The following is a 24,585-nucleotide window of genomic DNA, read 5'->3' as shown; positions in this document are numbered from 1 at the left end:
GGCAGCGGCCCAGCCTGCGGATGGACGAACTGACCCTGCCGTTCCTGGGCCCCGAACGTGGCGCCCGGCAGTGCCCGTTCGGCGATCTGCTGCGGGCGGGGGCGACGCTCGCCGCGGGCAGCGACTGGCAGGTGAGCAGCCCCGACCCGCTCCAGGCCGTCCATGTCGCGATCAACCGGGTCGCCCCCGGCGCCCCGGGGGGCACCCCCGCTCAGGACACCGGGGCCGGTGCGCGCGAGGGGATCCAGCGCAGGTGGACGCCCTGGGCGGCGGGGTCGGAGCGGAGCAGCGACAGCCGGGGGCGCACGGCGTCGGTGCGCGCGGACGGCGGTCTGCGGCGGCCCGCCGCGAACGGCTGCGGCCAGTCGGCGCCCGGCCCCCGGTACTCCTGCTCGGCCGCCGCGTGCAGGGTCCAGTGCGGGTCGTACAGATGGGTACGGCCCACGGCGCACAGGTCGGCCCGGCCCGCGAGCAGGATCGAGTTGACGTCGTCGTAGGAGGCGATGGCGCCGACCGCGATGACGGCCGTACCGGTGGCGGCGGCGACCTCCTGCCGGATGCGGTCGGCGAACGGGGTCTGGTAGGAGCGGCCGAAGGCGGGCCGCTCGTCCTTGGTGACCTGACCGGAGGAGACGTCGATGGCGTCCGCGCCGTGCGCGACGAAGGCGCGGGCGATCTCCACGGCGTCGTGCTCGGTGGTGCCGTCGGGCACCCAGTCGGTGGCGGAGATGCGCACGCTCACGGGGCGCTCGGCCGGCCAGGCGGCGCGCACGGCGTCGAAGACCTCCAGCGGGAAGCGCAGCCGGTTCGCGAGCGGACCGCCGTACTCGTCGGTGCGGCGGTTGGCGACCGGGGAGAGGAAGGAGGACAGCAGGTAGCCGTGGGCGCAGTGCAGTTCGAGCAGGTCGAAGCCGGCTTCGGCGCCCCGGCGGGCGGCCGCGGCGAAGTCCGCGACGATCCGGTCCAGGTCGGCGCGGGTGAGCTCGCGCGGCACCGGGGAGCCGTCGCCGTACGGCAGCGGGGACGGGCCGACCGTCTCCCAGTTGCCCTCGGGCAGCGGGGCGTCCATGCCCTCCCACATCAGCCGGGTCGAGCCCTTGCGGCCGGAGTGGCCGAGCTGGAGGCCGATGCGGGCGGTGCTGTGCTCATGGGCGTACGCCACGATCCGCGCCCAGGACGCGCGCTGTTCGTCGTTCCACAGGCCGGTGCAGCCGGGGGTGATACGGCCCTCGGGCGAGACGCAGACCATCTCCGTCATCACCAGTCCGGCGCCGCCCATCGCCTTGGATCCGAGGTGGACCAGGTGGAAGTCGCCGGGCACGCCGTCCACGGCGGAGTACATGTCCATCGGGGAGACGACGACCCGGTTCTTCAGCTCCAGCTGCCCGATCCGGTACGGCTGGAACATCGCCGGGGCGGTGCCCTCGAGCCCCTGGGCGCGGGCGAAGGCGGTGTCCACCCGGTCGGCGAACTCCGCGTCCCGGGTGCGCAGGTTGTCGTAGGTGATGCGGCGGGAGCGGGTGAGGAGGTTGAAGCAGAACTGGGTGGACTCCTGGTGGACGTACATGCCGATGTTCTCGAACCACTCCAGGGAGGCCTGCGCGGCCCGCTGGGTGGACTCCACCACGGGGCGGCGCTCGGCCTCGTACGCCGTCAGCGCGGCCTCGGTGTCGGGGTGTTCGTGCAGACAGGCGGCGAGGGCGAGGGCGTCCTCCATGGCGAGTTTGGTGCCCGAGCCGATGGAGAAGTGCGCGGTGTGGGCGGCGTCGCCGATGAGGACCAGATTGCCGTGGTGCCAGCGTTCGTTGCGCACGGTGGTGAAGTTGAGCCACTTGGAGTTGTTGGCGAACACCCGGTGGCCGTCGAGGGCGTCGGCGAACAGCTCCCCCACGCGGGCCACCGCCGCGTCGTCGGAGGCGCCCGGCGGGAGGACGACGTCCTCGGTGGCGTCGAAGCCGGCCCGCCGCCAGACGTCCTCGTGCATCTCGACGATGAAGGTGGAGCCGGTGGCGGAGTAGGGGTAGCCGTGGACCTGCATGACGCCCCACGGCGTCTGATCGACGAAGAACTGGAAGGCCTCGAAGACCCGGTCCGTGCCGAGCCACATGTATTTGTTGGGGCGGCGGTCCAGGGAGGGCCGGAAGACGTCCGCGTGGGCGGCCCGTACGGCGGAGTTGACGCCGTCGGCGCCGACCACCAGGTCGTACGCGGCGCGCAGGCGGTCGGTGTCGGGGGCGGGGGTGGAGAAGTGCAGGGTGACGCCGAGGGTGCGGCAGCGTTCCTGGAGGAGGTGCAGGAGGTCCTTGCGGCTCATGGCGGCGAAGCCCTGGCCCCCCACGGTGTGCCTCTCGCCCTGGAGGTGGATGTCGATGTCGGTCCAGCGGGCGAAGCGGCGGGACATGGCCTCGGCGATGTCGGTGTCGGCGTTCTCGATGCCGCCGAGGGTCTCGTCGGAGAAGACGACGCCGAAGCCGAAGGTGTCGTCGTGGGCGTTGCGTTCCCAGACGGTGATGTCGTGGGCGGGGTCGAGCTGTTTCATCAGGGCCGCGAGGTAGAGACCTCCCGGGCCACCGCCGATGATCGCGATTTTCAAGGGAGTTCCTCTCACTGCTCGTCGGCGTTTTCGGCCTCGACGATCCTGCGGAGTGCGAACCGCTGGAGTTTTCCGCTGGTGTTGCGCGGCAGGGCGCCGTGGAAGCGCACGTCACGCGGGTACTTGTAGGGGGCGAGGACGCGTTTGACGTGGTCCTGGATCTCCTTGGCCATGTTCTCGTCGCCCTTGACGCCGTCCCGCAGGACGACGAACGCGCAGACGACCGAGCCGCGTTCGGGATCGGGCCGGCCCACGACCGCCGATTCGACGACGTCCGGGTGGGTGTCGATGGCGGCCTCCACCTCGGGGCCGCCGATGTTGTAGCCGGAGGAGACGATCATGCTGTCGCTGCGGGCGTGGTAGTGGAAGTAACCGTCCTCGTCCCGGTGGAAGACGTCCCCGGTGATGTTCCAGCCGCCCAGGACGTAGTCCTCCTGGCGGGGGTCGTCGAGGTAGCGGCAGCCGACGGGGCCGATCACTCCCAGCCGTCCGGGTTGACCGGGGCCGAGTTCCGTGCCGTCCACGTCGAGGACGGCGGCCCGGTAGCCGGGGACGGGGCGGCCGGTGGCGCCGGGACGGATGTCGTCGCCGGCGGCGGAGATGAAGATGTGCAGCAGTTCGGTGGCGCCGATGCCGTCGACGACCTTCAGACCGATACGGCGGTGCAGGTCGTCCCAGGTGGAGCGGGGGATGTGCTCGCCCGCCGAGACGCCGACGCGCAGTCCGCGCAGGCTGTCCTCCGCCCCCTCGCGCAGGATGGCCCGGTAGGCGGTGGGCGCGGTCGCGAGGACGGTGACGCCGTGCTCGCGCACGAGGTCGGCGAGCTGGAGCGGGGTGGCGGACTCGGTGAGCAGGGCGCAGGCACCGGCCCGCAGCGGGAAGACGACCAGCATGCCGAGGCCGAAGGTGAAGGCGAGGGGCGCGGTGCAGGCGACCAGGTCGTCGGGGACCAGGCCGAGGGTGTGGCGGCCGAAGGTGTTGTCGATGGACAGGATGTCCCGGTGGAAGTGCATGGTGATCTTGGGCACGCCGGTGGATCCGGACGTGGGGCCGAGCAGCGCCACGTCGTCGGCGGCCGTGTCCACGGCGGTGAACTCGCCGGACTTGGCGGCGGCCCGGGCGAGGAGGTCCTCGGGGCCGGTGCCGCCGTACTCCACGACGGTCAGCGAGGGCAGCACGGTCTCGCGCAGGGTGTGGACGTCGTCGGCGCAGCGGTGGTCGACCAGGGCGAGGGCGGGCCGGGTGCGTTCGGCGACCGGGGTGAGTTCGCGGACGCGCAGGGCGGCCATGGTGGTGACGACGACTCCGCCGGCCTTCAGGACGGCGAGCCAGCAGGCCACCGTCCAGGGGGTGTTGGGCGAGCGGAGCAGGACGCGCCCGCCGGGGGTCAGGCCGAGGTCCTCGGTGAGGACCTGGGCGACCTGGTTGGCGCGGGTGCGCAGGTCGCCGTACGTCCACAGCTCCCCGGCCGGGGTGCGCAGGGCCGGGCGGTCGGGGCCGTACCGGGCGACGGGCGTGTCGATCAGCTCGGTCGCCGCGTTGAGGCGGTCCGGGTAGGCCAGTTCGGGGGTGGTGAACTCGATCGCCGGCCACTGGTGCGGGGGCGGCAGATGGTCGCGGGTGAAGGTGTCGACGTGTGCCGAGGGTGCGAGACCGAGGGGTCTGGAGGGTGGGAAGGCAGGGGTCAACGGACGTGTTCCTTCCGGGATCCCGCCCGGGGCGGGGGCGGGTCAGGCGGGGCGGATCATGCCTTCCTGGACGACGGTGGCCAGGTGGCGGCGGTCGCGGGTGAAGAAGCGGCCGGTGCCGAGTCCGCGGCCCGCGTCGGCCGCGGCCGCCTCCTGGACGTAGAGGAGCCAGTCGCCCGTCGGGGCGGGGCGGTGGAACCACATGGCGTGGTCGAGGCTCGCGGTGACCAGGCCGGGTCGGGACCAGGGCAGGTCGAGGACCCGCAGGACGGGTTCGAGGATGGTGTAGTCGCAGACGTACGCCAGGGCGGCGAGGTCCCGACCGGCGTCGGTGAGTCCGTCGACGGGGCGGAGCGGGTCGTACGGCTTGATCCAGACCGCCTGGTGCGGCAGGCGGTCCCCTTCGACGGTGAGGTAGACCGGGCCCGGGACGTGCCGCATGTCGAAGCCGCGGCCACCGGACCAGTAGCTCCTGACGTCCTCGGTCAGGGGCGCGTCGGCGTGCCGGGCGAGGTACTCGGCCGAGGTGGGCAGGCCCTCGGGGCCGGGCACCTCCTCGTCCTCGGCGAGGGTGGCGTGGAAGGCCGCACCCGCCTCGCCCGCCGCGAAGTTGGCGAGGCAGACGTAGAGGGGCTTGCCGTTCTGGTAGCCGCGCACCTGGCGGGTGCTGTAGCCGCGGCCGTCGCGCAGCACCTCCACCTCGTAGCGGACCTCGGCGCCGATGTCGGCCGGGCGCAGGAAGTAACTGTGCATCGAGTGCAGGGACTTGCCGTCGGTGACGGACCGCATGGCGGCGGCGGCCGCCTGGGCGACCAGGTCGCCGCCGTAGGCCTTGGGCCAGGGGCAGGGCTGGGTGACGGCGGTGAAGGCGAGGTCGAAGTGCTCGGGCTCGGCGGGCTTCAGGGTGACGGCGGCGGTGAAGACGGCCGAGGTCGGCGCCGGGCCGGTCATCGGTCCAGCCAGTCGCGCAGTTCGGCGTCGGCGATGTCGGGCAGGTTGACGACGATGTTCTCCGGGGTGCGGGTCGTCATCCAGGTCAGGGGCTTGGTGCGGGAGAGGTTGCACTCGACGTGCGGCATGAAGGGCGGCACGAAGACCCAGTCGCCCTCCTCCATGTCGACGTAGTCCTCGAACTTGTCGCCGAAGTAGATCCGCGCCCGGCCGGACAGCACGTATCCCCCGGTCTCGGCCTCGCCGTGGTGGTGGGAGACGGAGCGGTAGCCCGGCTCGTTGCTGACCTTTCCGAACCACAGGCGGGTGGCGGGGGTGTGCTGGATGCTCACGCCGGAGACCCGGACGGCGCCGCCCGAGTCGGCGGTGTTCGCGTTCTCCAGTCCGCCGCGGGTGACGACGGGGGCGACGATGCCGCTGGGCAGGCGGTACATCGAGTTGTCGCCCTCCAGCCGGTACTTGCTGAGGTCGGGCTCCATGGCGCGGGCTCCGTTCGGTCGGGCGGTCGGGTCCGGGATCCGATGTCTCGTATTTTTCACCGTCGTCAATTAAAGTCAATACATGCGGTCCGGTCGCTGGGCCCCTCAGCTCCAGCCGGCCCCCGGCCAGCCCTTTCCGCTCCAGCCAGTCCAGTCAGCACCGACGCGCTCCGGAGGCCGTATGCCCCCCGTCCCCGTGAACCCGGACTCCCTCCCCCGGCCCAGCGGCTACTCGCACGGCACGCTGGCCGGGAACACGCTGTACCTGGGCGGCCAGACCGCCCTGGACGCCGAGATGAAGATCGTTCCGGGCGGTGTCGTGGCGCAGTTCCGGCAGGCGTTCGGCAATCTGCTCACCACTCTGCGGGCGGCGGGCGGTGAGCCGGCGGACCTGGTCAGCGTGACGCTGTACCTCACCGACATCCCCGACTACCAGGCGCACGGCAAGGAGATCGGCGAGGTCTGGCGCGAGCTCGCCGGGCCGGTCTACCCGGCGATGGCCGGCATCGGCTGCACCGCGCTGTGGCAGCCCGAGGCGGTGATCGAGATCCTCGGGGTCGCCGTGATCCCGGACGACCGGCTCGTCGCCCCGCGGTCGCAGGGGCCCGCCGTATGAGACTCGCCTCCTTCACCCTGGACGGCGCGCGGCGGGCCGGCGCCGTGCACCTGCCCGAGCGGACGATCACCGTGCTGCCGCCGGAGATCGGCACGGTGGACGACATCGTGCGCGGCGGCCCCGAGGCCCTCGACGCGGCCCGTGCCGCGCGCGGTACGTCGCTGCCGCTGTCGGACGTCCGGCTGGAGGCGCCGCTGCGCCGCTTCCGCCGCGACATCCTGTGCACCGGCTGGAACTACCTCGACCACTTCGAGGAGTCCCGCGGGAAGCGCGGGGGCCAGGACCCGGTGAGCCTGCCCGAGCACCCGACCTTCTTCACCAAGGGCCCCGACACCGTCATCGGGCCGTACGACCCCATCGCCTACGACCCCGCCCTCTCCACGCAGTGGGACTACGAGGCCGAGATCGCCCTCGTCATCGGCCGCGACGGACGCTCCATCCCCGAGGAGAAGGCACTGGACCACGTCTTCGGCTACCTGGTCGCCAACGACGTCTCCCAGCGCGACCTCCAGCGGGCCCACGGCGGCCAGTGGCTCAAGGGCAAGAGCATCGACGCCACCATGCCGCTGGGCCCCTGGCTCACCACCGCCGACGAGATCGACGACCTCGCCTCCCTGCGGGTGCAGTGCGAGGTCGACGGCCGCCTCCTCCAGGACGCGACCAGTGGCCGGATGGCCTTCCCCGTCCCCCGGCTCATCGCCGAACTGAGCCACGGCATGACCCTGCGCGCCGGGGACGTCGTCCTCACCGGCACCCCCAGCGGCATCGGCGGCGCCCGCGAACCCCAGGTCTTCCTGGGCGACGGCGCCACCGTCGTCACCCGGGTGAGCGGCCTCGGCGAACTGCGCAACACCGTGACCCGGACCCGGCTGACATAAGGTGCCGGACATGACCGCGCGGACGGCGCAGACGACCTCGGCGAGCGCCCCGGCGGGTGAGCGCGAGTCCCGTCACGCCCCGCTGATCCTCACGCTGTTCGGGCTCTACGCCCGTGCGGGGCACGCCTGGCTGTCGGTCGCGTCCCTGATCGCCCTGATGGCCGACCTCGGGGTGGAGGGCCGGGCCGTACGGTCCTGCGTCTCGCGGATGAAGCGCCGCGAGGTGCTGCGCGCCGAGCGCCGGGACGGCCTGGCCGGGTACGCGCCGGCCGAGGCGACCCTGCAGACGCTCGCCGAGGGCGATGTGCGCATCTTCCGGCGGACCCGGGCCGTGCGGGAGGACGGCTGGGTGCTCGTGGTGTTCTCCGTGCCCGAGTCCGAGCGCGAGAAGCGGCACGCGCTGCGCACGGTCCTGACCCGGCTCGGCTTCGGCACGGCGGCCTCGGGCGTGTGGGTCGCGCCCGGGAACCTGGCGGCCGAGACTCGGCGCACCCTGGAACGCCGCGGGCTGTCCGCGTACGCCGACCTGTTCACCGGTGACCACGTCGCCTTCGGGGACCCCCGCGAGAAGATCCGCTCCTGGTGGGACCTCGACGAACTCACCGGGCTCTACGCGGACTTCCTGCGCCGGTACGGCCCCGTCCGCGACGCGGTGACGGAGCGCGCGCCGGAGCCCCTGGAGGCGTTCCGGACCTATGTGCCGATGCTCACCCAGTGGCGGCGGCTGCCCTACCGCGACCCCGGCCTGCCCCTCGACCTGCTGCCGCCGGACTGGAAGGGGGCGGCCGCCGCCGAACTGTTCGAGCGGCTCGACGCCCTGCTGCGGCCCGCCGCTGCGGCGCACGCCGCAGCGGCGGTCAGAGCGTGAGCAGCTCCTCGTAGAACCCGCCGAACCCGCGCCCGCGGTCGACGAGGTGGATCTCCAGGATCCAGTGGCAGCGGCGGCCCGCCGAGTCGGTGCGCCGCAGTGGGGTGTCGTTGGCGGGGGTGATGTACGACTCGACGTCCGCGCCGTCGATCGACTCGTGCGGGAACTCGCCGACCAGATGCCCGGCGTGCCAGCCGCCCAGCTCCCAGCCCGCCTCGGCGGCCAGCCGCTCCACCTCGGCGTACAGCCGATCGCCGGTGATGCCGGGGTCGCTCTCGAAGAAGCGGCGGCCGGCGGCGAAGACCTTCGGCAGGTCGTCGCGCAGCCGGTGCTTGACCGGGTCGTCGCCCAGGACGAAGGTCCGGCCGAAGTCGGCCTCGTACTCCTCGAAGATCGGCCCGAAGTCGGCGAACACGATGTCGTCCGCGCCGATCAGGCGGTCCGGCGGGTTCTCCTTGTACGGCAGCAGCGTGTGGGGGCCCGAGCGCACGATCCGCTTGTGCCAGTGCCGGGTCGTGCCGAACAGCTCGTTCGCCAGGTCACGGATGCGGTCGCTGACCGCCCGCTCCCCCTGCCCCGGCGCGACGAGGGCGCGCTCCTCGATCTCCGCGAAGAGCCGCACGGCCTTCGCCTGGGCATCCGACAGCCGGGCGGCGCGGCTGGCTTCGTCATCGGTCATACCGGGGAGGGTACAAGTGGGAAGATCACGCCTCGCACGCCCCCGGCGCGGGGCGGAGCGGCCGGCTACGGCTGCCGGTCGAGTCCGGCGCGGGTCATCAGGCCGGCCAGGGCCGAGCGGGACGGTACCGAGGTCTTGCGGTAGATCGCCGACAGGTGGGTCTCGACGGTACGGCGGCTGAGGAACAGCTTGGTGGCGATGGCCTGGTTGCCCAGCCCCTCGGCGACGAGTGCGGCGATCTGCCGTTCGCGTGCGGTGAGCCGGTCGATTTCGGTGGGGACGGGCGGGGGTTCCTCGGCTCGGGGGCGGACCAGTGCGGCGAGGTCGGTCAGGAGGCCGGCGCCGCCGGTGTCGGCGAGGCGGTGCGCCCGTTCCCACAGTGCGGTGGCGTGCGGGAGGTCGCCCGCGGCCTGGGCCTGGGCGGAGGCCAGCAGCAGGGAGTACGCCTCCCAGAGGGCGGCGCCGGAGGGGGCATAGGACCGGGCGGCCTCCTCCAGGAGGCGGGCGGCGGTGGCGGGGTCGCCGTGGTGCTGGGCGAGGGCGGCCCGGGCCCGCAGGGCCGCCCCGCGCTGGCCGTTCAGTCCGATGCGGTCGGCCTCCCCGGCGGCCCGGTCGGCCCAGCGCTCGGCCTGTTCGGGATCGCCGGTGGCGAGGGCGGTGGCGACGAGGGTCTCGAGCTGGCCGGGGAGGGTGGAGGGTTGCAGGCCGTGCAGGTCGGGGCCGCCGGCGCGCAGTATGGCGTCCTGGGCGCGGTGCGGGTCGCCGCCGACCAGGGCGATGTGGCCGAGGACGCAGCCGGCCAGCGAGGCCCACCAGTGGCGGCTGGTGCCGGCGGCGGCCACGGCCTCCTCGGCCGTCGCGAGGGCCTGGGGGTCGCCCAGCGGGCGCTGCAGCAGGAGGATCAGCGCCTTGAAGCTCAGGGTGAGGGCGAGCAGATCGCCGCTGGCGACGGCGCGGGCGACGGACTCCGCCTCCTCGGCCGCGGCGAGGGCGCTGGGCAGCCGGCAGGTGGTCAGACGGAGGAAGGCCCGGGCGGTGAGCAGGTGGGGCAGGACGTGGACCTGACCGGTGCGCCGGGCGAGGTCCAGTCCCCGGTCGGTGTGGCGTTCCGCGTCGGCGTGGCGTTCGAGGAGGGCTTCCGCCCAGGCCAGCCAGACCAGCGCCTCGCAGAGTTCGGTGAGGTCGGGGTCGGTCAGCGCGTCGGCGAGGTCGGCGGCGGCCCGGGCCGACCGGGTCGCCGCCGCCGTGTCGCCCGCGTACGCCTCGCCCAGCGCGGCCAGCGCCAGCGCGCCCAGTTCGCCCGTCGGGTCGTCGTGGGAGCGGGCCACCGCGAGCGTGCGGGCGAGGTCGTCGCGGACGGCCGGGTAGCTGACGGTGTTCAGCGCGGCCATGCCGAGGGCCAGGCCCAGGGAGACCGCCTGGCGCGGCCCCGGGGCGGGATCGCGGGTCAGCTCCCGCCGGAGCAGGGCGGTCGCCTCCGGGGAGTGCCCCAGGTGCCGTTCCATCATGGCGCACAGCGCCGTCGCGTCCCCGCGCAGTGCGGCGTCGTCGGGCCCGCAGCGGCTGATCAGGGTGTGGAGGAGGTCGCGGCTCTCGCGCAGGGCGCCGCCGACCGCGAGCGCCCTGGCGCGGGCCAGGGTCAGCTCGCCGCGCCGCGCCGCGTGGGCGGGGGTGTCCGGCATCAGCCGCAGGACGACGTCCAGCAGCTGGGCGGCGGTCGCGGGCGCGGTGTGGGCGTATCCGGCGGCCGCCTCGGTGAGCACGGCCGCCGACACCGGGTTCCAGCCCGTCAGCGACCGCTCGACGTGGTGGGCGCGTTCGGCGGCGCGGGCACCGGTGCGGGCCAGCTCCTCGGCGACGGTGCGGTGGAGCTCGGCGCGGCGCGGCGCGGGAACGTTCTCGTAGACCAGGGCGCGCAGCAGCGGATGGCGCAGCGTCCAGCGGCCGTCGGGCTGCGTGCGCAGCAGATCGCGGCGCACCGCCGCGCCGGTACGCGTCTGGAGCTCCTGCGCCGTGGGGTTCCCGGTCAGCAGCCGCAGCAGGGCGGGGGTGGCCTGCTCGCCCAGGACGGCCACCGCCTCGACCGTCCGGCGCTCCTCCTCGCTCAGGGCCGCCAGTTCCTCCAGGAGCAGCGCCGCCAGTCCGTCCGGGACCCCGGAGGGGGTGATCTCCCCGGCCTGGGGCACGGGTCCTCCCTGCCGGTGGGCGTGCAGCAGGCACCGCAGGTAGAGGGGGTTGCCCTCACCGGCCGCGTAGACCCGCCGCGCGTCCTGCGGCGCCAGATCGGGGGCGTGCGTCTCGGTCCACTCCCGCTCGGGCAGCGGCCCCAACGGCATCCGGAGCACGGCTCCCCGGTCCACGCCCCGGGCCAGGGCGGCGGCGAGCGGGTGCGGGGTCTGCCGCTCCCGGCGGGCGACGACCAGCGCCACGCGCCCCCGCACCGGGTGCCGGACGAGCTGGTCGAGGAGTTCCAGGGAGGCCGGGTCGGCCCAGTGCAGGTCGTCCAGCGCCAGCACCACTCCGCCCTGTTCCGCGAGGGCGCCCAGCACCTCCGCCACGGCGCGGTGGAGGCCGAAGCGGTCGCGGCCCTCGCCCCGCGCCGGCGCCCTGCGCACCCCGTACAGCACCGGGGCCGCCGCCTCGGGCACGGCGCCGGAGGCGAGGAAGGCGGGATCGGCGTCGGCGAAGGCGTCGGTGAACGGCTGGAACGGCGTGTGCCGTTCGAACTCGGTGGCCGCCCCGCGCAGCACCGTCAGTCCGCGTCGCCGTGCCCGGGTGCCGAGTTCGGCCAGCAGGCGGCTCTTGCCCAGGCCGGCGTCCGCGGAGATGTCGACCACCGTGGGAACACCGTCCCGGCCGAGACCGCCGAGCACCCCGTCGAGGCGCGCGAGTTCATCGGTCCTGCCGACCAGCCGTGTCGCCGTCCCGTCCCGCTCCGGCACCGGTTCATCTCCGTCCGTCCGTGTCGTACCGCTTGGGGCCATCATGCCCAAAAGGGCCTCCGGCCAGGTCCGGCAACCGTTCGGGCCGCCGTCGTCGTCCCTGCTCCCGAGCCCGGTGATCGCCGCCGGGCGCCCCGGAGGTGGAGGACGGTGGATGTTCGCCCTGCTCGTGGTGCGACTGACGGGACTGGACGCGGGATCGTGGTGGGCGGTTCCCGTGGTGCTCTTCCCGTACGGCGCAGCCCTGAGCGTCCTGCTGCTGGTGGCCGTGGTCGCGGTGCCCGCCCTGCGCTCCCGCTGGACGGTGGCCGTGGTGGCGCTGCTGGCGGCCGCGCAGGTGGCCGTGCTGGTGCCGCGTTTCCTGCCGGATGAGCGGCATGTCCCGGCCGGGGCGGTGGAGTTGCGGGTGGCCACGCTCAACGCGCATGTCGGCGGGGTGGATCCGCGGGCGGTGCTGCGGCTGGTGCGGGACGAGCGGATCGACGTACTGGCCGTGCAGGAGCTGACCCGCGCCGGGGTCGCGGCGTTCGCCGAGGCGGGTGTGGGCCGGCTGCTGCCCCACCAGGAGCTGCACCCCGAGAACGACTCCTCGCTCTACTCGCGGCTGCCGCTGACCCGCGGCGGGCCGCTGGACGCCGGCACCGCCTGGCCGCAGACCGCCGCGGACGTCACCGTGGGCGGGCGGTCCGTCCGGCTGGTGGCCGTCCACACGTACTACCCGCTCGGCGACCCCGGCCGCTGGACGCGGGACTTCGCGGCGCTCACCTCCGTCGCCCGGGACAGCGGCCCGGACACCGTCCTCCTGGGCGACTTCAACGCCTCCCCGGACCACGCGCCGATGCGCTCCCTGCTCGCGGCGGGGCTCACGGACACCCACGCGGAGCTGGGCCGGGGCTGGGCCCGCACCTGGCCCGCCGACCGGGCGCCGCTGCCGCCGCTGGTCCAGCTCGACCATGTGCTGCACGGCCCGGGCCTGACGGGGATCTCGGTCGGTGAACGGACGCTCCCGGGCACGGACCACCGGGCGGTGGTCGCGGTGCTGGCGGTCCGGCCCGCCGGATGAGGAACCCGCCCGGCGACGGGCTCGCCGTCCGTCTCGTCCCCCGCGTCCTGGCGGGCTCCCCGGGAGACGGTCTGCCGCCCTCCCGCCCTGTTTTCGGCGATTCGTAGCCGAATTCGCCAAACAGTTGAGCGAATGTCGTCCGCTCTTCACGCTGTGCGTGTCACATGCCCGGCGGCCAGGCCCCCGGGCCCCCCGCCTCGGAAGCGAGTCGAGCATGGTGCGTGTGCGTGCGTCTTTGTCCCGGCTGCCCTCCTACGTCCCGGGCCGCAAACTGCCCGGGGCCGTGGTGCTGGCCAGCAACGAATCCCCGCACGGGCTGCTGCCCGGGGTGGCGGCGGCCCTGGCGGAGTCCGCCGGCGGTGTGTCGCGGTACCCGGATCTGCACGCCTCCGCGCTGGTCGAGGCGCTGGCCGCGCACCACGGGGTGGAGCCGGACCGGATCGCGGTGGGCGCGGGGTCCTCCGAGGTGTGCGGGCAGTTGCTGCACACGGTCGTGGGTCCGGGGGACGAGGTGGTCTTCGGCTGGCGGTCGTTCGAGGCGTACCCGATCCTCACCGCGGTCGCCGGCGGTACGGCCGTACGGGTGCCGCTGCGGGACGAGGCACTGGACCTCGACGCGATGGCGGCGGCGATCACCGCCCGGACCCGGCTGGTGTTCGTGTGCAACCCGAACAACCCGACCTCCACGGCGGTCGGCGCGCGGGAGCTGACCGCGTTCGCGGACCGGGTGCCGCGGGACGTGCTGATCGTGGTCGACGAGGCCTACCGGGAGTACGCCGATCCGGCTCTGGTCCCCGACGGTCTCGCGCTGCTCGGCGACCGGCCGAACGTGGCGGTGCTGCGGACCTTCTCGAAGGCGTACGGCCTGGCGGGCCTGCGCGTCGGCTACTGCGTCGCGCCGCCCGGTATCGCCGCGCACGTGCGGCGGACGCAGGTGCCGTTCAGTGTCGGCGATCTCGCCCAGCGGGCGGCCGTGGTGGCGCTCGGCGAGCGGGCGGAGGTCGCCCGGCGGGCCGCCCTCACCGTCGCCGAACGCGGCCGGGTCGCCGGGCGGCTGCGGGAGCTCGGCCACGACGTGCCCCACTCCGAGGCCAACTTCGTGTGGCTGCCGCTCGGCGCGGACAGCGCGGACTTCGCCCTGCACTGCGCGGACGGGAAGGTCATGGTCCGCCTGTTCCCCGGCGAGGGCGTGCGGGTGACGATCGGGCTGCCGGAGGAGAACGACGCCCTGCTCGCGCTCGCGGCGAGCTGGAGAGGCTGACGGCCGTGCGCCCCGGTCCCTACGAGCGTCACCGCGAGCTGCTGCACGGCATGGTCGGCGCGCTGGCGGCCGGTGAGTGCCGGCGCCCCTTCACGGAGGCGACCGGCCAGGACGCGGCCGACGCGGGCATGAGGTCCACCCGCACCGCGGGCAGGGTGTTCCACTCGCTGCTGGGGCGGCCCTTCGAGCTGGGGCAGCCCGGCGAGTCGGGCCGGGTGTGCACGGAGTCCTCGCCGTACGGTGTCGGGCCGGCCGTCTCCTATCCGCGCTGCGAGCCCGCCGAACTGGTCTCGGCGGCCGGGCGGGCGGCGGCCGACTGGCGGGCCGCGGGGCCGGGCCGGCGCGCGGAACTCGCCGTGGAGATCCTGCGCCTGCTCAACACCCGCAGTCACGAACTGGCCCTGGCGGTGCACCACACGACCGGCCAGACGCTTTCGTCCGCGTTCCGCGCCGCCGGACCGCGCGCCCAGGACCGGGCCCTGGAGGCGGTGGCACGGGCCTTCGCCGAGTCCGAGCGCGTCCCGGCGGATCTGCGCTGGGAGGGCGCCGTACGGGGCGGTCGGCCGCGTGCGCTGCGGGGCACCTGCACGCTGGTGCCCCGGGGGCTGTCGCTGCTGGTGGGCTGTCCCGACTTCCCGCTCTGGAACGGCTGGCCGGGCCTGTTCGCGAGCCTGGTGACCGGCAACCCGGTGATCGTCGCTCCGCATCCGCGCGCGGTGCTGCCGCTGGCGATCACGGTGCGGGTCGCCCGGCAGGTGCTGGCACAGGCAGGGCACTCCCCGGACCTGGTCACCCTGGCGGTGGCGGAGCCGGAGCGGCGGGTGCACCGGCGGCTGGCCACGGACCCGGCCGTGCGCATCGTCGACTTCACCGGCTGCGGGCGTTTCGCGGACTGGCTCCAGCGGCACGCCCGGCAGGCGGTGGTGTTCGCCGACCGGACGGGGCTGAACACCGTGCTCGTGGACTCCACCGACGACTACCGGGGCCTGGTGCGCGGGCTCGCCCTGGCGGCGTGCCTGTGTCCGGGGACGGTCCGCACCACGCCGCAGAACATCCTGGTCCCCGAAGGCGGCTTCGCCACCGACGAGGGGCACCGGACCCTGCGCGACCTCGGGGCCGACCTCGGGGACGCCGTGGACCGGCTGCTCGGGCATCCGGCCGGGGTGGCGCGGCTGCTGGGGGCGTCCTGCGGCGCCACCGGGGTGCGGGCCGCTCTCGCGGAGGCCGCGCGGCACGGTCCGGTGCTGCACTCCACCGGTGTGCTGACCCACCCGGACCATCCCGGGGCCGAGCTGCTCGGTCCGCTGCTGGTGCGGCTGCGCGCCTCGGACGAGCGCGTCTACACCCGCGAGTGGCCCGGTCCGGTCACCTTCCTGGTGGGTACGGAGTCGGCCTCGCACGGGCTGGACCTGCTGCGCCGCACGGTGGGGCGGCACGGCGCCCGGTACGCCTCGGTGCACTCCACCGATCCGCTGGTGCTGGCGGCGGCCGAGACGGCGGCGCTGGAGGCGGGGGTGCATCTGGTGGAGAACCTCGACGACCTCCCCGCCGACCCCTCCTCGCCCTGCGCCGAGCTGCCGGGCTCGGGCGCCGACTTCATCACCGGGCGGTTCCGGGTGGTGCGCGCGCGCCGGCCCGCGGCACCCGCTGCCGCGCCGGGGCGCCTCGGGGTCGCCGCCGAGCTGGTCGACGTATGACCGGCGCGCGGGTCAGTCGGTCCAGGTGGCACCGCGTCCGCGCACCTCGTCGAAGACCAGCCAGGTGCGGGTGGAGCGGACCCCGGGCACCGCGTGGATGCTCTCCAGGACGACCTTGCGCAGGGTCAGGTTGTCGGGGGCGCGCACCAGCACCAGGGCGTCGAAGTCGCCCGTGACCAGGGCGACATGCTCGACGAAGGGGATCGCGCGCAGGGCGCGGGAGATGTCCCGCCAGGCGTTCTGCTCGATGCTCATCGTGACGTAGGCGCTGGTGCCGAGACCGGCCCGCTGGGGGTTGAGCTGCGCGGTGAAGCCGGTGATGACGTCCTCGGCGACGAGCCGGCCGATCCGGGTGTAGGCGTTGGCCCGGGAGATGTGCACCTGTTCGGCGAGCGCGCGGACCGAGATACGGCCGTCCTGCAGGAGGCGGCTCAGGATCTGCCGGTCGATGTCGTCGAGCGGGACGGCAGTTCGTCCGGCCATCGACACCGACGGCGAGGTTTCCTCGGACACATTGCCCTCCCAGACGCTTCGGTTCGGCAGTTCATCGCCGGTTCGGCCGAGCTATTGAACACATATTCCGCGATGCCCACCATTCTCCTGTCAAGTGTCCAGAGAAAGTATTCGGAGAGAGCGAGCGCCCTTTATGTCCGTGAAGAGCCTCCGCCAGACGGTGCAGGGCCTCCTGCCGTCGCTGACACCGGTGCGGTTCGTGGCCGAGGACGGCACCCCCGTCGCCCGGCCGCCGGCCGGCTACCCGGAACCGCCGGTCGAGATCCTGCGCGAGGCACACCGGCGGATGGTCCTGGGCCGCCGCTTCGACACCCAGGCGACCGCCCTGACCAAGCAGGGCCGCCTCGCCGTCTATCCGTCCAGCCGGGGCCAGGAGGCCTGTCAGGTCGGTGCCGTGCTCGCGCTGCGCCCGGACGACTGGCTGTTCCCGACCTACCGCGACTCGGTCGCCCTGGTGACCCGTGGCATCGACCCGGTGGAGGTGCTGACCCTGCTGCGCGGCGACTGGCACTGCGGCTACGACCCCGCCGCCACCCGGGTCGCCCCGCAGTGCACCCCGCTGGCCACCCAGGTGCTGCACGCGACCGGCATGGCCGAGTCCCTGCGCCGCAGGGGCGCGGACGGGGTGGCGATGGCGATGATCGGCGACGGCGCCACCAGCGAGGGCGACTTCCACGAGGCGCTGAACTTCGCGGCCGTGTTCCGCGCGCCGGTGGTGTTCTTCGTGCAGAACAACCGGTACGCGATCTCGGTGCCGCTGGCCCGGCAGAGCGCTGCGCCCGCGCTGGCGTACAAGGGCATCGGCCACGGGGTGCGCTCCGAGCAGGTCGACGGCAACGACGCGGTCGCGGTGCTGGCGGTGCTGGACGCGGCCGTCGCCCACGCCCGCGGCGGGAACGGCCCGGTCCTGGTCGAGGCGCACACCTACCGCATGGACGCGCACACCAACGCCGACGACGCCACCCGCTACCGGCGGGACGAGGAGGTTGAGCGGTGGCGGGCCGCCGACCCGGTCGCCCGGCTGGAGACGTACCTGCGCTCGCGCGGCGCGCTCACCGACGCCGACGCGGCGGCGCTGCGGGAGGAGGCGGAGGAACTGGCGGCGGAGCTGCGCGCGGGCATGAACGCGGACTCCGTGCTCGACCCGCTGGAGCTGTTCGACCACGTCTACGCCGAACCCACCCCACAGCTGCGAGAGCAAAGGGCCCTGTTGGCGGCCGAGCTCGCCGCAGCCGCCCAGGTCCAGGAGGACTGACGACGATGACCGAGGTCACGATGGCGCAGGCGCTCAACACCGCCCTGCGCGACGCGCTCGGCGAGGACGAACGGGTCCTCGTCTTCGGGGAGGACGTCGGCGCGCTCGGCGGGGTCTTCCGGATCACCGACGGGCTGACCCGCGACTTCGGCGAGGAGCGCTGCTTCGACACCCCGCTCGCGGAGGCCGGCATCGTCGGGCTGGCGGTCGGCATGGCGATGGGCGGGTTCCGGCCCGTGGTGGAGATGCAGTTCGACGCCTTCGCCTACCCGGCGTTCGAGCAGATCGCCTCGCACGTCGCCAAGACCCGCAACCGTACCCGGGGCCGGATCGGGCTGCCGATGGTGATCCGGGTGCCGTACGCGGGCGGGATCGGCGGGGTGGAGCACCACTGCGACTCCAGCGAGGCGTACTACGCGCACACCCCGGGCCTGAAGGTGGTCACCCCGGCCACCGCGGAGGACGCCTACTGGCTGCTGCGGGACGCGATCGCCGACCCCGACCCGGTGGTCTTCCTGGAACCGAAGAAGCTGTACTGGTCGCGCGAGGAGGCCGGTCTGCGCACCCGCGGGGCGCCCCCGTTCGGGCGGGCGGCGGTCCGGCGGGCGGGCCGGGACGCGACGCTCGTCGCCTACGGCCCGTCGGTCCCGGTCGCGCTGGCCGCGGCGGCGGCCGCCGCCGAGGACGGCGTCGAGCTGGAGGTCGTGGACCTGCGCACGCTGGTGCCCTTCGACGACGCGACCGTCGTGGAGTCGGTGCGCCGGACGGGGCGCTGCGTGGTCGTCCAGGAGGCGCAGGGCTTCGCCGGGGTCGGCGCGGAGATCGCCGCTCGCGTGCAGGAGCGCTGCTTCCACTCGCTGGCCGCGCCCGTGCTGCGGGTGACCGGCTTCGACATCCCGTACCCGCCGCCGAAGCTGGAGCACGCCCATCTGCCCGGCGTCGACCGGATCCTGGACACGGTCGACCGCCTCCAGTTCACCGACGAGCCCGACACCCGGCACCTGCCGGAGGAGGTGGCCGCATGACCGCCGCGACCCTGCGCGAGCACGTGTTCCGACTGCCCGACCTCGGGGAGGGGCTGACCGAGGCGGAGATCGTCGAGTGGAAGGTGTCCGTCGGCGACACCGTCACCGTCGACCAGGTCGTGGTGGAGGTGGAGACCGCCAAGGCCGCCGTCGAGGTGCCGGTGCCGTACGCCGGGACGGTACTGCGTCTGCACGCCGAGGCGGGGACCGCCCTGGCGGTGGGGGCGGCGCTGATCACGGTGGGCCCCGCGGCCCCCGCACCGGGGGAGGAAGCCGCAGGGGCAGCAGCCGAGCGCCACCGCGAGGAGGAGCGGGCCGGATCCGGCAACGTCCTGATCGGTTACGGCACGGGGCACGGCCCGGCACCTCGCCGTCGCCGCCGTGCCGGCCCCGCCGCGCCCGGCACGCCGCCGGCCGACCCCGCAGGTCCGGCCCGCACCGCGCCGCCGGTCAACCCCGCACCCCGGGCCGGCACCCGGCCTCCGGCCGACCTCGCACCCCAGGCCGAGCCGCAAGCCCCCCGCGTCGTCTCCCCGCTCGTGCGGAAGCTCGCCCGGGACCACGGCGTCGACCTCGCCGCGCTGGTGCCGTCCGGCCCCGCGGGGGTCGTGCTGCGCCGGGACGTGGAACAGGCCGTCGCGCGCGGCGCCGTCACGCCGGTACCGACCTCCGCGGGCCCCACCCGTATCCCGCTGCGAGGCGTCCGCAAGGCCGTCGCGGACCGGCTCACCCGCAGCCGGACCGAGATCCCCGACGCCACCACCTGGGTCGACGTGGACGCGACCGGGCTGCTCCGGGCGAAGAAGGCGTTGGAGGCCGCCGAACCCGGGCGCCGCGTGGGCCTGTTGGCGCTGCTGGCCCGCATCTGTGTCGCGGGTCTGCGCCGCCACCCCGAGCTCAACTCGGCGGTGGACACCGAGCGCCGGGAGATCCTGCGCTACGACGAGGTGCACCTGGGCTTCGCCGCCCAGACCGACCGCGGCCTCATCGTCCCGGTCGTACGCGACGCCCACCGGCTGACGACGGTCGAACTCGCGCGGGAGATCTCCCGGTTGACCGAGCTGGCCCGGGCCGGGACCCTGCCGCCCGACCGGCTGACCGGGGGCACCTTCACCCTCAACAACTACGGCGTGTTCGGGGTCGACGGCTCCACCCCGATCATCAACCACCCCGAGGCGGCTCTCCTCGGCATGGGACGGATCATCGACCGGCCCTGGGTGGTGGACGGGGAGGCGACCGTCCGCAAGGTCACCCAGCTCTCGCTCAGCTTCGACCACCGGGTCTGCGACGGCGGCACCGCCGGCGGCTTCCTCCGGTTCGTGGCCGACTGCGTGGAACGCCCGGCGATCCTGCTCGCCGACGTCTGACGCCCGCCCGCGTCCCCGGCCCGACCATCATCCCGACTGCACACGAGGAGAACGCCGATGTCCGCCGAGGTGTATCTGATCGACGGGGCCCGTACCCCGCAGGGCCGCTACGGCGGCGCGCTGGCCTCCGTACGCCCCGACGACCTGGCCGCGCTCGTGGTCGGCGAGGCCGTGCGGCGGGCCGGCATCCCCGGCGAGGCCGTGGACGAGGTGGTCCTCGGTGCCGCGAACCAGGCCGGCGAGGACAACCGGGACGTGGCGCGGATGGCCGTCCTGCTGGCCGGGCTGCCGCACACCGTGCCCGGGTACACCGTGAACCGGCTCTGCGCGTCGGGGCTCACGGCCGTCGCGTCCGCCGCGCAGGCCGTCCGATGCGGTGAGGCGGAGCTGGTGGTGGCGGGCGGGGTCGAGTCGATGACCCGGGCCCCCTGGGTCATGGCCAAGCCGGGCACGCCCTGGGCGCGGCCGGGCGAGGTCCACGACACCTCGCTGGGCTGGCGGTTCACCAACCCCCGCTTCCCCGCCGCGACCACGCTGTCGATGGGCGAGACCGCGGAGGAGGTCGCCGCCCTGGACGGCATCACCCGGCTGGAGGCGGACTCCTTCGCGCTGCGCAGCCACCGGCGCGCGGTGGCCGCGCGGGAGGCGGGCCGTTTCACGGCGGAGATCGTCCCGGTGCCGGTGGGGGACGCAGAGGTCACCGAGGACGAGGGGCCGCGCCCGACGACCACGCTGGAGAAGCTGGGCGCGCTGCGCCCGGTCTTCCGCGCGGGCGGGATCGTCACCGCGGGCAACTCCTCGCCGTTGTCCGACGGGGCCGCCGCCCTGGTGGTGGCGAGCGCGGCGGCGGTGGAGCGGTTCGGGCTCACCCCGCGCGCCCGGGTGGTCGCCGCCGCCTCCGCCGGGGTGGAACCGCGGCTCATGGGGCTCGGCCCGGTGCCGGCGACCGCCCTGGCGCTGGAGCGGGCCGGCTGGACGGCCGGGGACCTCGACGCGGTCGAACTGAACGAGGCGTTCGCCGCCCAGGCTCTCGCGGTGGTACGGCGGCTGAGGCTGGACCCGGACCGGGTCAACGCCGACGGCGGCGCGATCGCCCTCGGTCATCCGCTGGGCTGCTCGGGCACCCGCGTCCTGCTGACCCTGCTGGGCCGGCTGGAGCGGGAGGGCGGCCGGCGGGGCCTGGCGACCCTGTGCGTGGGGGTCGGGCAGGGTGTGGCAATGCTCGTGGAGCGCGTATGAGCACCGGGGAGGACACGGCGTACGGCACGCTGCTGGTCGAGGAGCGGGCGGACCGGGTGGTGGTCACCCTGCGCCGGCCGGACGCCCGCAACGCCGTCAACGGCCGGATGGTCGCCGAACTGCACCGGGTGTGCGAGGAGTTGGAGCGCACACCGAAGCTGCTGCTGCTCACCGGGCACGGCGGCGTGTTCGCGGGCGGCGCCGACATCGCGGAGCTGCGGCGGCGCGGCCGGGACGACGCGCTGCGGGGCATCAACAGCCGGCTGTTCGAGCGGGTGCGGCGGCTGCCCCTGCCGACCGTGGCCGCCGTGCCGGGCTGGGCACTGGGCGGCGGCGCCGAGCTGGCGTACGCCTGCGACCTCAGGATCGCCGGTCCGGACGCGGTCTTCGGCAATCCCGAACCGGGCCTCGGCATCCTCGCCGCGGCCGGGGCGTGCTGGCGGCTGCGTGAGCTGGTGGGCGAGTCGGTGGCCAAGCAGGTGCTGCTGGCCGGCCGTACCCTCGACGCCCGTGCGGCGCTCGGCTGCGGGCTGGTGCTGGACGTCGTACCGGCGGACCGGCTGCTCGACGAGGCGCACGCGCTGCTCGACCGGATGGCGCGGTCCTCGGCGCTCGCGCTGCGGCTCACCAAGCTCGTGACCGACGCCTCGGGGGCGCATCCCGTGGCCGACGACCTGGCGCAGGCGGTGCTGTTCGAGAGTCCCGAGAAGGGGGAGCGCATGACGCGGTTCCTGGAGAAGAAGGGGGGCCGGGCATGACCTCGGTTCCGGCTCCGCCCATGGTGGTGGGGGTGATCGGCGGCGGCCGGATGGGCTCCGGTGTCGCACAGTCCTTCGCGGCGGCCGGTTCCCGGGTGGTCGTGGTGGAACGCGACGGCGGCGCGGCGGCGGCCGCGCTGGAGCGGATCGCGCGGGGTCTCGAGAAGGCGGCCGAGCGCGGGGCGCCCGCGGCCGCGCCGGAGGACGGCGTGCCGGACCGGGTCACGGTGGTGTCCTCGATCTCCCGGCTGCCCCGCGACTGCGACCTGGTCGTCGAGGCGGTTCCCGAGGACGCCGCCCTCAAGGCGGAGGTGCTCGCCGCCGCCGAGCGGGTGGTGCACGACGACTGTGTGCTGGCCAGCAACACCAGCGCGCTGTCGGTGACCGAACTCGCGGCGGTCCTGCGGCGCCCCGGGCGCTTTCTCGGGATGCACTTCTTCAATCCCGTGCCCGTGTCCGCGCTCGTCGAACTGGTCCTCGCGCCCGGCACCGGGGAACAGGCCCTCGGCGCGGCGGTCCGCTGGACGCACGCGCTCGGCAAACAGGACGTCGTGGTGCGGGACTCCCCCGGTTTCGCCAGCAGCCGGCTCGGGCTGGCCCTCGGTCTGGAGGCGATCCGCATGGTCGAGGAGGGCGTCGCCGACCCGGAGGCCATCGACACGGCCATGCGGCTCGGCTACCGGCATCCGATGGGGCCGCTGCGCCTGACCGACGTGGTGGGCCTCGACGTGCGGCTCGCCATCGCCGAGCATCTGCACGCCACGCTCGGCGAACGGTTCGCGCCGCCGCGGCTGCTGCGCGAGAAGGTCGCCCGCGGGGAACTGGGCCGCAAGAGCGGCCAGGGCTTCCACCGCTGGTGAACACCGGCGCCGTCGGAGGCCGACGTGCCGCAGGGCGCGCGGGCCGTGTGCCCGCGAAGGGAGCGGGAGTGATCTCCGCAACCAAGGTCGGTCCTCGCCCAGGTCACGAGTTGTCCGGCATGGCCGGAGGCCGCCCGACGGGCTCGAAGGCCTTGACGAACGGGAGTTGACAGCGTGACGACAGTTACCTGAGGCGTCAGTTATCGTATTCTCAAGTGATCGCTCGCGCCACGCACTGGCCGCGCGGCCTGGCCGTCGCCGACTTCTGGCGCGTCGCCGACGGAAAGATCGTCGAGCACAGATGCGTGACCGAACAGACCGGACAGAAAGGCTCACCCCCCACCATGACCAGCCTTCCCAGCCGACGCCGCCTGCTCGCCACCGGAGCGGGTGCCGCACTCGGTCTCGGTGTCGCCACTGCCTCCGCCACGTCCGCCCAGGCATCCGCCGGCCGCGTGGAATCGGGCGGTGCCGAGGAGACCCGGTCCCTCGACGAGCTCTACCAGGCTGCCCTCGCCGAGGGCGGCAAGCTCGTGCTCTACGCCGGCGGCGACGTCTCCAGCCAGGCGGACGGAATCCGCAACGGCTTCAAGAGCCGCTTCCCGGGCATCGACCTGAACGTGGTCGTCGACTACAGCAAGTTCCACGACGTACGCGTCGACAACCAGTTCGCCACCGACACCGTCGTACCGGACGTCGTACAGCTCCAGACCGTGCAGGACTTCGTGCGCTGGAAGCAGGAGCGCCGCCTGCTGGCGTACAAGCCGGCCGGCTTCTCCAAGCTCTACGCTCCCTTCAAGGACCCGCACGGCGCCTGGGTCGCCGTCCAGGTGAGCGCGTTCAGCTACATGTACGGCCCCGCCGCGGTCGGTTCGGACGTCCCCAGCGGCCCGCTCGACCTCGCCGACCCCCGCTGGAAGGGGAAGATAGCCTCCTCCTACCCGCACGACGACGACGCCGTCCTGTACCTCTACACCCTCTACGTGGAGAAGTACGGCTGGGACTGGCTCGCTCGACTCGCCACCCAGGACCTGCAGTTCGCCCGCGGCAGCTACACCCCGTCGGCGGCCGTCAGCAGCGGCCAGAAGGCCATCGGCATCGGCGGCTCCGGCGCTCCCCTGTCCACGGGGCCGGTCAAGTGGGTGCTGCCCGAGACGGCACCGTTCATGTCCTGGGGGCAGCGGGCCGCGATCCTCAAGCAGGCCAAGAACCCCACCGCCGCCAAGCTCTACCTGAACTGGCGGCTCTCCGTCGAGCAGCAGAAGGCCGCCACCAACGGCTGGTCCGTCCGCACCGACGTCACCCCGCCGGCGGGACTGAAGCCCGTCTGGGAGTACCCCAACGGCAACCTCGACGGCTTCCCGCGCTTCATGGCCGACCGTGCCGCGATCGAGCGCTGGAAGCAGACCTTCGCGCTGTACTTCGGTGAGGTGAAGGGAGACCCGTCACCGGGCTGGCTCGGACTGCACCCGGGAGCCTGATCCGCGGGTCCGGTGTCCGGCGCGTCGTCGCGCAGCGCCTCCGGCAGGCCGGGCAGGTGCGGGCACCGGACCACGAGGGCCACGTCGGCGACGGAGTCGGCGTCCGGGCCGGCCTCGAGGTACAGGACGCGGATCACCGCGCGTCGTGCTCGGGGCCGGCCCGGTCGGCGTCGGCGAAGGCGTGTGCGGGGCCCAACGGGAGCCGGTCGTCGGGCGGATCACCGACGGCGACGGCGTGCAGGAGGCGGACCGCGGGATCGGGGTCCGCCGGCGCGGCCGGTTGCCCGGGGACGTCCGCGCCCGGCCGTGGACGTGCTGGAGGCGGCGGCTCCGGTCGGGCGGGGGGCGGGATGCTCACGGGGCCGGAGCCCA

The 24,585-nt window shown here is 74.3% G+C and carries 21 protein-coding genes and 1 pseudogene; 14 read left to right on the top strand and 8 right to left on the bottom strand.

Annotated elements, in window-relative coordinates:
• Positions 1-17: 17 nt before the first annotated feature.
• Positions 18-209, top strand: a pseudogene (locus U5640_RS39380) (amidohydrolase); the annotation flags it as partial.
• A gap of 2 nt (positions 210-211) precedes the next feature.
• Here the strand turns inward: U5640_RS39380 and U5640_RS39375 are convergent.
• Genes U5640_RS39375 through U5640_RS39360 form a run of 4 tightly spaced genes read right to left on the bottom strand, consistent with a single transcriptional unit; the run spans position 212 to position 5,711 of the window.
• Positions 212-2,593, bottom strand: a complete 2,382-nt coding sequence (locus U5640_RS39375) for a bifunctional salicylyl-CoA 5-hydroxylase/oxidoreductase (RefSeq protein WP_340384013.1) — start codon at positions 2,591-2,593, stop codon at positions 212-214.
• 11 nt (positions 2,594-2,604) lie between these two features.
• Positions 2,605-4,281 (bottom strand): AMP-binding protein, encoded by a 1,677-nt coding sequence (locus tag U5640_RS39370; RefSeq protein WP_340384012.1) that lies wholly within the window; start codon positions 4,279-4,281, stop codon positions 2,605-2,607.
• A gap of 42 nt (positions 4,282-4,323) precedes the next feature.
• On the bottom strand, positions 4,324-5,232 hold the full coding sequence (locus U5640_RS39365) for an acyl-CoA thioesterase domain-containing protein (protein WP_340384011.1): 909 nt from the start codon (positions 5,230-5,232) through the stop codon (positions 4,324-4,326).
• On the bottom strand, positions 5,229-5,711 hold the full coding sequence (locus tag U5640_RS39360; protein ID WP_340384010.1) for a cupin domain-containing protein: 483 nt from the start codon (positions 5,709-5,711) through the stop codon (positions 5,229-5,231). Before U5640_RS39360 ends, U5640_RS39365 begins: the two co-directional genes overlap by 4 nt.
• A gap of 181 nt (positions 5,712-5,892) precedes the next feature.
• Here U5640_RS39360 and U5640_RS39355 point away from each other — a divergent pair, with 181 nt between their 5' ends.
• The 3 genes from U5640_RS39355 to U5640_RS39345 are packed head-to-tail and all read left to right on the top strand — an operon-like array spanning position 5,893 to position 8,073.
• Positions 5,893-6,327 carry a RidA family protein gene (locus U5640_RS39355; RefSeq protein ID WP_340384009.1) on the top strand — a complete coding sequence of 145 codons (435 nt, stop codon included), beginning with the start codon at positions 5,893-5,895 and terminating at the stop codon, positions 6,325-6,327.
• A complete protein-coding gene (locus tag U5640_RS39350; protein ID WP_340384008.1) occupies positions 6,324-7,205 on the top strand; it encodes a fumarylacetoacetate hydrolase family protein in 882 nt (293 codons plus the stop codon). The genes U5640_RS39355 and U5640_RS39350 overlap by 4 nt, the downstream gene beginning before the upstream one ends.
• Before the next feature lie 10 nt (positions 7,206-7,215).
• Positions 7,216-8,073 (top strand): PaaX family transcriptional regulator C-terminal domain-containing protein, encoded by an 858-nt coding sequence (locus U5640_RS39345; protein WP_340384007.1) that lies wholly within the window; start codon positions 7,216-7,218, stop codon positions 8,071-8,073.
• Here the strand turns inward: U5640_RS39345 and U5640_RS39340 are convergent.
• Both U5640_RS39340 and U5640_RS39335 read right to left on the bottom strand, forming a co-directional pair.
• A complete protein-coding gene (locus U5640_RS39340; RefSeq protein WP_340384006.1) occupies positions 8,063-8,752 on the bottom strand; it encodes a M24 family metallopeptidase in 690 nt (229 codons plus the stop codon). The genes U5640_RS39345 and U5640_RS39340 overlap by 11 nt on opposite strands.
• 65 nt (positions 8,753-8,817) lie before the next feature.
• Positions 8,818-11,694 carry an AAA family ATPase gene (locus U5640_RS39335; protein WP_340384005.1) on the bottom strand — a complete coding sequence of 959 codons (2,877 nt, stop codon included), beginning with the start codon at positions 11,692-11,694 and terminating at the stop codon, positions 8,818-8,820.
• 154 nt (positions 11,695-11,848) lie between these two features.
• Between U5640_RS39335 and U5640_RS39330 the strand changes: the two genes are divergently transcribed.
• The 3 genes from U5640_RS39330 (at position 11,849) to U5640_RS39320 (ending at position 15,715) form a co-directional block, all read left to right on the top strand.
• Positions 11,849-12,757 carry an endonuclease/exonuclease/phosphatase family protein gene (locus U5640_RS39330; protein WP_340384004.1) on the top strand — a complete coding sequence of 303 codons (909 nt, stop codon included), beginning with the start codon at positions 11,849-11,851 and terminating at the stop codon, positions 12,755-12,757.
• A 214-nt stretch (positions 12,758-12,971) separates the two neighbouring features.
• Positions 12,972-14,018 carry a histidinol-phosphate transaminase gene (locus U5640_RS39325; protein WP_340384003.1) on the top strand — a complete coding sequence of 349 codons (1,047 nt, stop codon included), beginning with the start codon at positions 12,972-12,974 and terminating at the stop codon, positions 14,016-14,018.
• Positions 14,019-14,023: 5 nt separating this feature from the next.
• Positions 14,024-15,715 (top strand): aldehyde dehydrogenase family protein, encoded by a 1,692-nt coding sequence (locus U5640_RS39320; RefSeq protein ID WP_340384002.1) that lies wholly within the window; start codon positions 14,024-14,026, stop codon positions 15,713-15,715.
• Between the two features lie 12 nt (positions 15,716-15,727).
• Here the strand turns inward: U5640_RS39320 and U5640_RS39315 are convergent, their stop codons facing one another.
• On the bottom strand, positions 15,728-16,198 hold the full coding sequence (locus U5640_RS39315; RefSeq protein ID WP_340385607.1) for an Lrp/AsnC family transcriptional regulator: 471 nt from the start codon (positions 16,196-16,198) through the stop codon (positions 15,728-15,730).
• A 163-nt stretch (positions 16,199-16,361) separates the two neighbouring features.
• On the opposite strand from U5640_RS39315, the gene pdhA reads away from it, so the two are divergent.
• The 7 genes from pdhA to U5640_RS39280 all read left to right on the top strand — a co-directional run bounded on the left by pdhA (position 16,362) and on the right by U5640_RS39280 (position 24,213).
• A complete protein-coding gene (gene pdhA / locus U5640_RS39310) occupies positions 16,362-17,483 on the top strand; it encodes a pyruvate dehydrogenase (acetyl-transferring) E1 component subunit alpha (RefSeq protein ID WP_340384001.1) in 1,122 nt (373 codons plus the stop codon).
• 5 nt (positions 17,484-17,488) lie between these two features.
• Positions 17,489-18,508 carry an alpha-ketoacid dehydrogenase subunit beta gene (locus U5640_RS39305; RefSeq protein ID WP_340384000.1) on the top strand — a complete coding sequence of 340 codons (1,020 nt, stop codon included), beginning with the start codon at positions 17,489-17,491 and terminating at the stop codon, positions 18,506-18,508.
• On the top strand, positions 18,505-19,875 hold the full coding sequence (locus tag U5640_RS39300) for a dihydrolipoamide acetyltransferase family protein (protein ID WP_340383999.1): 1,371 nt from the start codon (positions 18,505-18,507) through the stop codon (positions 19,873-19,875). The genes U5640_RS39305 and U5640_RS39300 overlap by 4 nt, the downstream gene beginning before the upstream one ends.
• A 57-nt stretch (positions 19,876-19,932) precedes the next feature.
• Positions 19,933-21,114, top strand: coding sequence for a thiolase family protein (locus tag U5640_RS39295; RefSeq protein WP_340383998.1), 1,182 nt, complete (start codon positions 19,933-19,935; stop codon positions 21,112-21,114).
• The gene (locus U5640_RS39290; protein WP_340383997.1) at positions 21,111-21,872 is read left to right on the top strand and encodes an enoyl-CoA hydratase/isomerase family protein; all 762 of its coding nucleotides are present in this window, start codon (positions 21,111-21,113) and stop codon (positions 21,870-21,872) included. Before U5640_RS39295 ends, U5640_RS39290 begins: the two co-directional genes overlap by 4 nt.
• A complete protein-coding gene (locus tag U5640_RS39285) occupies positions 21,869-22,732 on the top strand; it encodes a 3-hydroxyacyl-CoA dehydrogenase family protein (RefSeq protein WP_340383996.1) in 864 nt (287 codons plus the stop codon). The genes U5640_RS39290 and U5640_RS39285 overlap by 4 nt, the downstream gene beginning before the upstream one ends.
• Positions 22,733-23,076: 344 nt before the next feature.
• Positions 23,077-24,213 carry an ABC transporter substrate-binding protein gene (locus tag U5640_RS39280; protein ID WP_340385605.1) on the top strand — a complete coding sequence of 379 codons (1,137 nt, stop codon included), beginning with the start codon at positions 23,077-23,079 and terminating at the stop codon, positions 24,211-24,213.
• Positions 24,214-24,346: 133 nt separating this feature from the next.
• On the opposite strand, the gene U5640_RS39275 is transcribed toward U5640_RS39280, so the two are convergent.
• On the bottom strand, positions 24,347-24,571 hold the full coding sequence (locus tag U5640_RS39275; protein ID WP_340383995.1) for a hypothetical protein: 225 nt from the start codon (positions 24,569-24,571) through the stop codon (positions 24,347-24,349).
• Positions 24,572-24,585 lie beyond the last annotated feature (14 nt).

This window comes from Streptomyces sp. SS7 (assembly GCF_037993025.1).
GTDB lineage: Bacteria > Actinomycetota > Actinomycetes > Streptomycetales > Streptomycetaceae > Streptomyces.
Note: the sequence above shows the minus strand (reverse complement) of the source record. Positions and strands in the feature narration are given on the sequence as shown.